This is a genomic window from Ancylobacter crimeensis (genome assembly GCF_023016805.1).
Classification (GTDB): Bacteria; Pseudomonadota; Alphaproteobacteria; order Rhizobiales; family Xanthobacteraceae; genus Ancylobacter; species Ancylobacter crimeensis.
In genome coordinates this window covers 1-11,137 of the sequence record NZ_JALKCH010000020.1, presented here as the reverse complement: position 1 = coordinate 11,137, position 11,137 = coordinate 1, and the positions used below count along the sequence as shown (strand labels likewise).

The following is an 11,137-nucleotide window of genomic DNA, read 5'->3' as shown; positions in this document are numbered from 1 at the left end:
GGAGAGCGCAACGGCCTGGGCCGGTTCCCGCGAGGCTGCAACGCCAATTGTGGCAACGGCACAGGCAGGTGTGCTGGATGCAGCGTTGACCGCTGCCAAGCAGGACGGAATCAGCCTTGTCGTCGTCGATGCGCCGCCACACGCGGCTCCGGCCGCTAGCCAGATTGCACGCCGGGCCGATCTTGTCTTGATCCCTGTCCGGCCAAGTGCCTTCGACTTGGCCGCAGTGCCGGCCGCCTTTGAAATCATCCAAGCCGCCAAAGTGAAGGGTGCCTTCGTCCTGTCCGCCTGCCCCTTCCGTGCACCAGAGATCGAGGAAACCCGCATCGCGCTCAAGGACTACGGCTTGCCGATCCTTCCCGGCGAGATCACTGACCGCCGCGCCTTCGCTCGGGCGGTCACAACCGGCCGCGCCGTGACAGAGTTTGAAGCGGACGGAAAGGCTGCCGATGAAATCCGCGCCTTGTGGGACTGGATCAAAAATACGCTAGAACGTGAATAGCTAAATACGTATCAACGTTAGTGAGGAAGTACTCATGACAAAGAAGACGACTGGCCTCGCGGCCTTCACGAGGCCCAAAGCGGCAACCATTCCTCTGGACGATCCCGCCTCGGTGCCAATTCCGGTTGAGGTGGTGCAAGCGTCCGTGCAGCTTCCGCGCCGGAAGAGAGGCGGGGGCGAGACCGTCGCCTTGACTGTCAAAGTGCGCCGGACCGACTGGCAAAGGTTGCGCCAGCTTGCCGATGCCGAAGGCACCACGATTCAGGCAATGGCAGAAGCGGGATTTTCGGCGGTTCTTGCACAGTATGGGCTTCCGCCGCTTGATCCTCACTCACGTTAGCACGCTAATACGTTGGAACGCATATAGCTAAAAACGTGGATACGTATTTAGGGTTTTCGGATGCCGAACCTGCCGCATGACGATCAGGAACCTTTGCCGCCAGAGGTGCAAACCGCGCTCGATGCCCGGGAGGAAGGGGAGAGGAATATCCCCGATCTGGCCCCGCATCCGAAGCTTGCCGAGCTGCGCGCAGCCTTCGACGCCCTGCCGGACGTGCGGCAGCTGAGAGAGTTGTTGCACGCGGCCATGAACGACACATCCGACCCCGTGCCGGTGACGATCACCGTGAAGCCAAGGCTCTTGCAGCTGTTGGCGCATGTCGAAAGGCTGGATGCGGCGGCCACAGGCCGCGCACCCGAGCCGGTCAGCGCCGAGTTGTCGCGTCGCGTCTATAACGAACTCGACCTTATGCTGGACGGCCTGTCCGCCGTGCACCCTACCGTTCACCCTTATTATGCAAAGGTATGGAACGATCTGTGCGCCGCAAAGGGCGCGCCCGAGCTGGCGATCCCCAAGGAAGCCCCTGAGACGGGCAAGGACTGGGTCTTCTGATGCTGCGGGCGGCCAGACTACCCTTTGCCGCCTTCATCGTGTTCCTTGGCCTTCTGTGGGCCGCTGTCGGGCCTGCCGTAGGGCAGGGGACCGGCGATCCCGTGCTGGAACGCCTCACCCCGGCGCAGCAGCAGCAGTTCATGACCGATGCCCGCACCCTGGCCGACAACTTTGTGGCTGCCGTCGAGAACGAGCGCCAATTCAGCACGGGCCAGATCGACCAGGCCGCCTGGCAGCCGGAGAACCGCCGCCTCGGGCAAGCCGCAGAAACCATCCTTGCCCGCTGGCGCGCCCTTGGCGCGGAGCGCCAGATACATTTCATCGCCACCAATCTTGCCCGCGACCGGGTTGCCGAGATTAACCGCCGCTATGGCTATAGCGGCCAAGACCCGACCTTTTGGGACAATGTGCAGGCGTTTGTGCACCTGGACCTGCCGGGGATGCTGTCGGACCTCTGGTCCGCGATCCCTGTCGTGTTCCTTACCCTGCTGGTGATCGTCTTCGTGCTGGTGAACACCTATGCCCTGATCGGGCACTGGCTCGGGCCGGCCAAGCTCCGGCCCTCGGAGACCTGGGCGGTCCGCCTGCGGCGCGCCAGCCTACAAATCCTCGGCCTGACCCTGCTGCTGCGCCTGCCGGTCCTGTGGGAGTGGGTGGCCGACATGCCGGCCGCGCCCGCCCTGTGGCTGCGCTTCCTGCATTTCCAGTTCCTGACCTTCCCCGGCATCGTTTCGTTGTTCGGGGCGGCGCTCGTGGCTTTTCCGCTGTGGGGCCTGCTCAAGTTCATCGGCTGGGTTTTCCTGTTTGGGGGTCTGCGACCCCATGGCCGTCAAGACCAAGCCCCAGGGGGCGGAAAACGGGGGCCGTGTAGTCGCTGCGCTCCGGCCCGCCCCATCCCCCCGTTTTCCGGTCCTGACCGCCGATCCCCCGCTCATTGCCGCGTGGCTAGTCGGGTTGCATGCGCAACCCCCAAGCCAAAGGAAAAAGTGAAATGAAAGCAGATGTTTATGAGAAAGTGACGAGCGCCATTGTGGCAGGGCTGGAACAGGGCGTGCGCCCTTGGTTCAAGCCGTGGAGCTGGCCGTGCATCATCACAAGATGGGCGAAGGCCGTGGCCTCTGGTTTCGATTGCGGGATGGGCGCGTGTTCAACGATCGCGGCCACGTCACCGATCCCGACCCCGAGCTATATGACTGCCAGAGCTTGCCGCACTGATCGCGCCGGAAGGTGCCAGTATCGTCATGTTCCCCTTGTGCCGTTTGCACCCCCTTCGGGCAGTGTCATGCCCCCTTCCATGCGCGGGCGCTTCCAGCGTCAACAGGAAGCCTCGGCTCCCCCTGAAGGTCTCCCCCAATTTTCCTGTCTGACGCCGCGCCGCGCGCCTGGCTCTCCGTGGGCACGCCCGATTGGGGCGATGCAAACCAAGGAGAAACATCATGACAAGACACATCGAAACCTTCGACGCCATCTGGAACGGCATCCGGCTTGCCATCACCTGGGAGCCGCACTGGCTTTCTACCGGCGACAGTCTCGGATGGGACACCGCTCATCTTGAGATCGAAGCCGTCAGCCCCGATCGTGCCATGCTGCCGATCACCGAAACGGGTTTCCGCTCGCACTTCACCACGGCCGAGGTTATCGAAAGCTACGGCGGGCCGGTGGCCTTCGTGCGCGCCTGGCTCGACGAAGAAGCCGCCGCCCCTGCCTGGAAACAGCACGTGGCGTCCGCGCGCCAGCTCACCCTCTTTTAGAGGGTGAGGGCCGTTCTCATGCCGTCAGGATTTGTTCCGCCGCGACGTCCATCTCGGCGAGCAAGTCCTGACGGACTTTTTGTGATTTCGCGGCATGGGCGCGTTTGGCGAGGGCGGCGAGCCGCTTGTGCCCCGCATCCTTGGGATTATAGCGAGGTATGCTCAGGTGTTTAAAAATGTTGCTCACCTGAATCTGGATTGTATGGCTCTCGACGTATTCCTTCACAAGAGTGGAATTAAGAATGCCACACACGAAATACGCAGTATCTTCCGAGTCAAAGTCGGCAAAGTATACTTTGTGATCAGGCACATAAGGACGCGCCCCGATGAGAGGAACGGTGGAACTAGTGAACACCGCAGCTTCAAAGGTGGTTGATAGTTCTGCCCAAACAACCTTAAACGGAGAGAATGTATACGATCCTGTGTTGTACACAGCAAAATATGGCGCGCCCTTCTGGCGAAGCCTGTAGGTCGATCTACGCTCAAGAAGTGATTTATAGTGATCTAGAAATTTCTTTGTCTGCTTGAGTTTGAATACGCTCGCCTCTGCCGCTTTGTATTCAGCGCCAGTGATGCCATTATTGGGCACCATGATATAGAGCTGATCCTTCACATGCACGTCGCATGCGGAGAAGTCACTGGCTCCCTTCAGAAGCGGATAGAGTAAATCCGGCTCGATCCAAAAGCGTCGCGCTGGTCCGATATCAGTTTTCCCAGCCTCTGGACGCGTTTCGACCTGGACCAGGCCGGTCGCAGCGTTCTGATCGACGATGCGGACCATGTACACGCCATTGAGGTCGGCTGTCACACCCTTCCGGCCGCTTACCCAATCGCTCTGTCCCTGCAAGCTTGCCATGTCCGCAAACCTGCCAGGCGGTAGAATTGCCCACGGAGAATTTCCACCGTTGACAGGGTTCGCCTCCCATGCGTGTTGCTGGACCCGTGCCAGAACCGCAGTTTTTGTCAGCCCCTCCGGGATCGCCGCGGACTCCCCGGCATTCTTCTCCCAAATGGCGTATGGCACTGGGAAGCTCGTCCTTATCGTTTGATCGACTTTGCGCAAGCGCATGATCGCCGTTTTGTTGGCGACCTTGGGGAAGGGCTTGAGCTTCTTCAGATCGTCGATGCGTTCCGGGACCAGATTGTAGTTTTCATTGATGCGGAAGCTTCGGAATCCCTGCGACGAAGGAGACTGGAAGTGTGTTTGCGTGATTACGAATGTTAAAACGCCGCCAGGCTTTAGCCACTTGTCTGCTACGGTGTATGTAATCATACCGGAGATATCGAGCTCATTTCCCCCGTGGTAGGGGGTCTCCGAGAAGATGGTGTATTGCTCGCACGTTGGCTTAATCCGCTGCCGATAGAGTTCGGGCAGGTTGGACCATCGGACCCACGGCGGATTGCCGATCACGAGATCAAACTGCCCGGCAACGGCTGACCAGAAGAAATTACGCACGATGCGGAACCAGATTCCGTTCCACGCCTTGCGGTGAAGTTCTAGAACCTGGCCATAGGTCGATCCGAGAGCGTCGCGCCACCCCTCCGCCTCTTTCGCCGATATGATCCCAGCTCCGACAAGAAGCTGTTCTACGTCAGGGTATTCCTGTTCATCGTGAACAGCGTCAGCCATGATCGAAAAGGCGTCGTCGAGCCGGCGTCGATCAAACGCGAGGGCCGCCGGTAGCAGGATGTTGAGATCGGCCTGGGCGCTACCAATCCCGTATTCGACAAACTCCTGTCCAGCGGTCGGCGAGTGCGCCGGCGAATAAACGGCGTCTGCTAACAAGACCGGCAGCTCGACTTCGATGCCAGCGAGCGCGACCAAGTCGGCAATGGCGATCAGGAAATTGGTACGCGCCGCCTGAACAGCGAGGGGGTTGAGGTCAAATCCCCACACCTCATCCAGCACGCGGGTCAACGTGTCGGCGGGCGACAGGCCGGCTTGGTCTGCGAGTTCTCTTTTCCGCCGGATAACCTCAAGCAAGAAGGAACCTGAGCCGCAGGTCGGGTCGAGTGCCCGCACTGCGCTCCAATCAGCAACTTCAGCCCGATCGCAAGCAACATCCGCCAGCCAGTCCGGCGTGTAGAACTCTCCGAGAGCCTTCCGGAGGGTTTCTGGCACCAACGCCTGATAGAAGGACTTCAGCACATCGTGTGAGCGCGCCGCGCTGAGGTCGTCCATGCGGTAAAGGGCGAGCTGCGTTAACAGCGGCCGGATAGCTGAGCAGGTCGCGGCCCGATCGGCCGCAGGGATGCTCCGATCTACGTACCACGAGAACACTGCTTCTTCGACGAAACCCACGATCCGAGCGGCTTCAAAGAACGCACCCCTCTCCACTTCCTTATCTAGGAGGTCCAAGAGTTGGTCGTCATCAAGCCCAAGCAGATGCTCACAGAAATCAGGGTAGGCCGTGAGGTTGTACTGCGCCACGATCTCCGCAGCGAGAAGCTTCATGACGAAGGCGTTGTAAGTGTGGATCGCGAACAAGGCGGCCGCAACCGTATCACTTACGGGGAGCTTAGGAGAGAAGGGAATATGCCGGCGAATCTCTGCGGCCTGCGCGGCTGAAAGATCGGCGACCTGACCAAACAAAGTCCGCCATTCCTCGAACAGGAGCTTTATTTTGTTGTTGCCGAGCGCTGTAAGCTGCCGCTCAAGTTGGCGCACTAGGCTTGCCATCATGGCATGGCCAATTTCGGCCTCGTGGCCGAAGTCCTCGACCAGATTGATCGCGGTGACAGCGCGGCGCTTTGAATCAAAGCAAGCCTGCGCAACCAGATCAACGGAAGCCTCGTTGAACGGCAGAAGATTGCGGTGAGTAATCGCACCTGCCTTCATGAAGGCAAAGCAGACATGATCGCCGTCTATGGCGATACCAATATAATCCTCTTCCGGTATCCCTTCGGATTTAGAGCGAGCTTTTATATATTTGAAAAGACGATCATGAACGGCCTCAACAAAGGAGGCGCTTTTCGTGCTTCCCTTGAAGAATCCTGGCCCCTTAAATTCTATGATGACTTGGTTGTACGAGGCATCGTTGCGGCCTCTCTCCGCATGAAACGTGATGCCCAAGTCGTTTTCGATGTGCTTCAGCCAGCCTTTCCGAAGCTCTTCTTCGTTGACCCAGGCAGGCCGGTCTTTCTTGAGATTCGCATACAGCGTGGTCATTGCTGGCGATTTCTGATCCGGCAAGCTCACTTCTTTCCCCCTCCCCTCTGACCCAGAAGCGGCAGAGGTAACTGAAGCTCGTCACGGGCTGACCGCTCAAGCAATTCACAGATCGCATGGCGCGCAATCCAAGCCTTCGACACCTTCGACCGCGCAGCCAGGGCTTCGAGCGCTAGATGCTCGTCGTCCGAGAGGTTCACCGTTATACGGTTCTTGGATGTCATGGCGGCCCTGATGCATGGTGCAGCACCGTGCTGCAAGGTGCATGATGCCCGTTTCGGCTGGTGGGATCAAGGCTCTCGAAAACGAACGTTTTTGCGAGGCTGAGGGCAAGGCCGCACACGGGGCCGGCTGGGCCGGCGTGTATCTCTCAAAACTATCTCTTGAAACGAATCTCTCAATTCCCCCATAGTGAGACGAGTTTTAAGAGGTTTGCATGCTTGTCGGCTATGCCCGCGTCTCGACGCAGGACCAGAACCCCGCCTTGCAGCTCGACGCCCTGACGGCGGCGGGCTGCGAAAAGGTATTCACCGAGAAGGCATCCGGCGCGCAGCGCGACCGGCCCGAGCTGGCCGCCGCGCTGTCCTACATGCGATCTGGGGATAGCCTGGTTGTCTGGAAGCTCGACCGTCTGGCGCGGTCTCTGCCCCAGCTCATCGAGACGGTTGCTGCCCTTGAGGATCAGGGCATCGGATTCCGGTCGATGACGGAAGCGATCGACACCACAACCGCCGGCGGCAAGCTGATCTTTCACATTTTCGGGGCGCTGGCTGAGTTCGAGCGATCCGTGATCCGCGAGCGCACCCGCGCCGGCCTCAAGGCCGCGCGTGATCGCGGCCGCAAAGGCGGCCGCCCCCCTGCCCTCTCCGCTGCCGACCTGGCGGCGGCCAAGGCGCTGCTCCGCGATCCGGCAATCACCGTAGACGAGGTGGCAAACCGGCTAAAGGTTTCGCCGGCTACGCTCTACCGGCATTTGCCGGGCGGGCGCGGCGGTATCGGGGCGCAGGGGGAAGCAAATGCTCAAGAAGATCATTTCGATTAAGAACGTCGGCCGGTTCCGCAACTCGGCCACATCGCCCAATCCGCAGCTTGGCAAGCACACCTTCATTGCGGGTGCGAACGGCTACGGAAAAACGACGCTCTGCGCCGTCCTGCGCTCCCTGCAAACCGGCGATCCCGCCCATGTTCTCGGCCGCAAGACCCTTGGCGCGACCGACGCGCCGGCGATCGAGCTGCTGCTGGACAGCGGGCAAGCCCGCTTCGACGGCACGGCATGGAACGCGACCAAGCCCGCAATCGCCATCTTCGACGGCGTGTTTGTCGCGGAGAACGTCCACTCCGGCGAAGTCGTGGACATCGAGCACAAGCGCAATCTCTATCGCGTCATCGTGGGCGACGCCGGCGTGAAGCTCGCGGCGCAGGATGCCGACCTGGCCGCCGAGAGCCGCGCCAAGACCGGCGAGATCAGCACGGCGGGCAAGGCGGTTCAGCCGCATGTGCCGGCTGTCATGAAGCTGGACGCTTTCATTGTCCTGCCGGAGACGGCCGACATTGCCGCGCAGATCGAGGCGCAGGCGCGCAGCGTGGACGCGCTGCGGCAGGCCGGGGCGCTGCGCGCCCGCCTGGCCCTCTCGGAATTTGCCATTCCGGCCTTGCCGGCGGATTTCATCGGCCTGCTGGCCCGCACTATCGACGACATCGCGCAGGACGCGGAGCAAAGGCTGTCAGCGCACCTGGCCGCGCATGGCATGACGGCCAGCGGCGGCAACTGGATCGCGGGCGGCCTCAGCCATGCCGACGATACCTGTCCTTTCTGCGGGCAGGATACCCTGGCGGCGTCGCCACATCGAGCTATCAGCTCGTTATCAACGACACGGCCGTTGATCTTGGCGACAGCAAGACGCCGGGCGATCGGCCGAGCTTCAAGAACACCCTCAGCGCCGGCGACCGCACCACGCTCGCCCTCGCGTTTTTCCTCGCGCATCTGGAACGCGATCCGGCAGCAGCCGGAAAGCTGGTCGTGTTCGACGATCCCTTTAACAGTCAGGACGCTTTCCGCCGCCGGCAGACCGTGCACGAAATCATGAAGGTGGCCGGGAAGTGCACCCAGGTGATCGTGCTTTCGCACGATGCCACCTTCCTCAAGCAGGTTTGGGACAAGTCGCCTGCCGCCGAGCGGGTCGCGCTGACGATTGCCGATCATCGCGCCCAAGGCTCGAAGATCATGCCAGTGGACTTGGAACACGCCTGCCGGGGCCGAACGGCCACCGACATCGACGACCTGCAAACCTATCTCACGACCGGCGCGGGCGGCCTGCTCGACATTATCCGCAAGATGCGCGTCGTCCTCGAAACCCATTGCCGGACGACCTATCCGGGCAGCTTCCTTGCCAACGATTGGCTGGGAGACATGGTGCGAAAGACACGCGAGGGGGGCGCGGTTCATCCCGCGCAGGCGCTTTATGACGAGCTGGACCAGATCAACGGCTATACGAGCCAGTATCACCACGGGGAGAACATGGCCGACGCCACGCCGGATCAGATCGACCCGACAGAGCTAACGGGCTTCGCAAGGCGCACCCTGCGCATCGTCAACGCCCTTCAAGCCTGATCCGTGGCTTTCGGTCGGCGCATGACGCGAGAGCGCCATGCTCAATCACGGCCGACCGCGTTTGGCGAACCACGTCTCGCAGAATTTGATGAAATGCCGCTCCGGGTTCTTCGGGGCGATCTCGTTGTCACCCAGCCACATACGCCATTCCCCTTCGAGGTAGTGCACGTCCCAGCCTGGCGCGACGTTCCGGGCATCCCCGTAAATGTCAGGATCGAGCGCACCCTTCCATGCCTCGGCCACAGGCGCTGCGGCTTTCATCGTGCCGCGATTGGTGAATGTCACCATGTCTTTCTTGGGATCGAACTCAACGCGGTAGTCCGGCAGGTGATCGCTCGCCGCGAGGTTCTTTATCATCTGCCGGAACAGCTTCTCAGGGCTTTGAGAGCCGGATTTCTTCAGCAGAATCTCTAGAGAGGCTTTCCATGCGGTTTGCTGGCCGCAATGCTTGCGGGCCAGCTCATAGACGCGCCGCTCCAAAGGCTTACGCAACCGGAAATAGTCACGATGCAGCGTCAGCACGTCATTGCTCTTGATGGCGTTGAAAACCCAATCCGACAGCTTGATCTCGCAATGGATCAGGCGGCCGTCGAGCCCGTGCTTGCGTCGAATGGATGAAGCGTCGATCAGCCCGAAGCCATCGACCTGTTCTTCATCGCCGGTGACAATGTTCGTGCGGATGCGCGTGCCTTCAAGGCGGTCGAGAGCTTCGACAAGCGCCTTATAGTCCTTCCCCGCCGTGCCGCGATTGGCGAAGATCAGTAATTCGCGGCTGCTGATCCGCACCCGCTGCGAAACCTTCTCCCCTGCCTTCAGCTTCGCCATGATCTGCGAAATGCAGTAGATCAGAATATCCTTATCATAGATTGTGGCGAGACCCTTCACGCTGGGCGTGATTTCCAACCACTGCCCGTTGTGCTCGTAACGACGAACAGAAGTCTCCGGCTTCTTCGACAGGGAATAAAACGGATGCTCCATCTGCGGCATCACGTCTTTCAGCACCGCATCAGCCACGTCGCAGATGAACAAGTCATACTGCGGATGACGCTCCGGCAGGAGCGCATCATGGACAACAGGCAGATTCGGGGTTTCGGATACCATGCCCCATGTTCGGGGTTTCAGATACCGAAGTCAAGCAGTTCGGGGTTTCAGATACCATCTGCCATAATTCGGGGTTTCACATACCCCGGTAGGCAGGAACCGGCAGTTCGGGGTATTAGATACCGCAGGACGGATTCGGGGTTTTGAAGACCAAGATTCGGGGTATTAGATACCAAGATTCGGGGTTTCAGATACCAAATCTGCAAAAGGACCGCCGATTCAGTCCTTTGAATCAATCGGTTGAGGGGTTTCCAGAAACGCTTAACACTGAATCTAACACCAATTTAACACCCTCTTCCGTCAGCCATCCTGTGGATAACTTCCTCAAGGGCACTACCAACCATCAACGGTAGCGCCAGCGGCAAGGCGCAAAGGCTTGGCAATGAATGAAGAGCAAGCCGGGAGGGCAGCGCCTAAGCCCCGATGAAGCGAGAACGGCTGACGATCGCAGCTCTAGCCCCTTCATCACTCCAAAGCAGGCGGTCTACCCGCCCCTGCCCTATCTTAACGCACTGACGGCGAACCAGCTCTCCTTTGCCGTAAGCTGGTATCGGCTTCCACCAGTCTGGCCCCGGCTCGATCCGACAATCCGCGACCTCGACATGCACCCATCCTGCTTTGTCGATCTTCACTACCTGGCCGGTGACAACCCGCTGGCCAATCCGCACAGGAGGCTTTCGGGATTTCCGGCCAGCCGCTGTGCGCCGCTGTGGCTTCCACACTGGCTCCTGCCAGCGGATGACATCGGCCTCGATGAACGATTTATCGCAAGAAACCCATTCCCACACGCGGCACCACCTCTTTTCAGTCTAGCACGGTGGGCCGGTTCCTGGCGAAAATCTTGACGTGAACACGTCTGAACGTGTATAGCTTAACACGTCAATACGTATTGAAGCATAGAAGGATCGACGTATGAACGTCATTGCGTTTTTGAGCCAGAAAGGAGGCAGCGGCAAAACAACGCTTTCTGTTCATACTGCCGTCGCCGCCGAAGCCTCGGGCGAGCGGGTTTGCATTATCGATGCCGACCCGCAGGAGAGCGCAACGGCCTGGGCCGGTTCCCGCGAGGCTGCAACGCCAATTGTGGCAACGGCACAGGCAGGTGTGCTGG

The 11,137-nt window shown here is 60.1% G+C and carries 12 protein-coding genes; 10 read left to right on the top strand and 2 right to left on the bottom strand.

Annotated features, from left to right (window positions below):
• The 6 genes from MWN34_RS19420 to MWN34_RS19400 form a co-directional block, all read left to right on the top strand.
• Positions 1-502, top strand: a 502-nt coding sequence (locus MWN34_RS19420; protein ID WP_247030969.1) for a hypothetical protein, incomplete at its 5' end; no start/stop codon positions are given.
• A gap of 34 nt (positions 503-536) precedes the next feature.
• Complete coding sequence (locus MWN34_RS19415; protein ID WP_247030968.1) at positions 537-842, top strand: hypothetical protein; 306 nt, start codon at positions 537-539, stop codon at positions 840-842.
• A 60-nt stretch (positions 843-902) separates the two neighbouring features.
• Positions 903-1,394, top strand: a complete 492-nt coding sequence (locus tag MWN34_RS19410) for a hypothetical protein (RefSeq protein ID WP_247030967.1) — start codon at positions 903-905, stop codon at positions 1,392-1,394.
• Positions 1,394-2,389 (top strand): hypothetical protein, encoded by a 996-nt coding sequence (locus tag MWN34_RS19405; RefSeq protein WP_247030966.1) that lies wholly within the window; start codon positions 1,394-1,396, stop codon positions 2,387-2,389. Before MWN34_RS19410 ends, MWN34_RS19405 begins: the two co-directional genes overlap by 1 nt.
• Complete coding sequence (locus MWN34_RS19835) at positions 2,353-2,949, top strand: ArdC-like ssDNA-binding domain-containing protein (protein WP_486187720.1); 597 nt, start codon at positions 2,353-2,355, stop codon at positions 2,947-2,949. Before MWN34_RS19405 ends, MWN34_RS19835 begins: the two co-directional genes overlap by 37 nt.
• The gene (locus MWN34_RS19400; RefSeq protein ID WP_247030965.1) at positions 2,831-3,145 is read left to right on the top strand and encodes a hypothetical protein; all 315 of its coding nucleotides are present in this window, start codon (positions 2,831-2,833) and stop codon (positions 3,143-3,145) included. Before MWN34_RS19835 ends, MWN34_RS19400 begins: the two co-directional genes overlap by 119 nt.
• 16 nt (positions 3,146-3,161) lie before the next feature.
• On the opposite strand, the gene MWN34_RS19395 is transcribed toward MWN34_RS19400, so the two are convergent.
• A complete protein-coding gene (locus MWN34_RS19395; protein ID WP_247030964.1) occupies positions 3,162-6,314 on the bottom strand; it encodes an Eco57I restriction-modification methylase domain-containing protein in 3,153 nt (1,050 codons plus the stop codon).
• Positions 6,315-6,750: 436 nt separating this feature from the next.
• Between MWN34_RS19395 and MWN34_RS19390 the strand changes: the two genes are divergently transcribed.
• From MWN34_RS19390 to MWN34_RS19380, 3 genes are read left to right on the top strand one after another with little or no spacing between them, the layout of a single operon-like run.
• Positions 6,751-7,356 (top strand): recombinase family protein, encoded by a 606-nt coding sequence (locus tag MWN34_RS19390; RefSeq protein WP_247030963.1) that lies wholly within the window; start codon positions 6,751-6,753, stop codon positions 7,354-7,356.
• Positions 7,331-8,401 (top strand): AAA family ATPase, encoded by a 1,071-nt coding sequence (locus MWN34_RS19385; RefSeq protein ID WP_247030971.1) that lies wholly within the window; start codon positions 7,331-7,333, stop codon positions 8,399-8,401. Before MWN34_RS19390 ends, MWN34_RS19385 begins: the two co-directional genes overlap by 26 nt.
• Positions 8,299-8,925, top strand: coding sequence for a hypothetical protein (locus MWN34_RS19380; RefSeq protein ID WP_247030970.1), 627 nt, complete (start codon positions 8,299-8,301; stop codon positions 8,923-8,925). The genes MWN34_RS19385 and MWN34_RS19380 overlap by 103 nt, the downstream gene beginning before the upstream one ends.
• Positions 8,926-8,970: 45 nt before the next feature.
• On the opposite strand, the gene MWN34_RS19375 is transcribed toward MWN34_RS19380, so the two are convergent.
• Complete coding sequence (locus MWN34_RS19375) at positions 8,971-10,026, bottom strand: replication initiator protein A (protein WP_247030962.1); 1,056 nt, start codon at positions 10,024-10,026, stop codon at positions 8,971-8,973.
• Between the two features lie 912 nt (positions 10,027-10,938).
• Between MWN34_RS19375 and MWN34_RS19370 the strand changes: the two genes are divergently transcribed.
• On the top strand, positions 10,939-11,137 hold a 199-nt coding region (locus MWN34_RS19370), incomplete at its 3' end, for a ParA family protein (RefSeq protein ID WP_247030961.1).

Coding starts and splice junctions, on each gene's coding strand:
- MWN34_RS19415 (WP_247030968.1), top strand. CDS start 537: ATGACAAAGAAGACGACTGGCCTCGCGGCCTTCACGAGGCCCAAAGCG.
- MWN34_RS19410 (WP_247030967.1), top strand. CDS start 903: ATGCCGAACCTGCCGCATGACGATCAGGAACCTTTGCCGCCAGAGGTG.
- MWN34_RS19405 (WP_247030966.1), top strand. CDS start 1,394: ATGCTGCGGGCGGCCAGACTACCCTTTGCCGCCTTCATCGTGTTCCTT.
- MWN34_RS19835 (WP_486187720.1), top strand. CDS start 2,353: ATGCGCAACCCCCAAGCCAAAGGAAAAAGTGAAATGAAAGCAGATGTT.
- MWN34_RS19400 (WP_247030965.1), top strand. CDS start 2,831: ATGACAAGACACATCGAAACCTTCGACGCCATCTGGAACGGCATCCGG.
- MWN34_RS19395 (WP_247030964.1), bottom strand. CDS start 6,314: ATGACCACGCTGTATGCGAATCTCAAGAAAGACCGGCCTGCCTGGGTC.
- MWN34_RS19390 (WP_247030963.1), top strand. CDS start 6,751: ATGCTTGTCGGCTATGCCCGCGTCTCGACGCAGGACCAGAACCCCGCC.
- MWN34_RS19385 (WP_247030971.1), top strand. CDS start 7,331: ATGCTCAAGAAGATCATTTCGATTAAGAACGTCGGCCGGTTCCGCAAC.
- MWN34_RS19375 (WP_247030962.1), bottom strand. CDS start 10,026: ATGGTATCCGAAACCCCGAATCTGCCTGTTGTCCATGATGCGCTCCTG.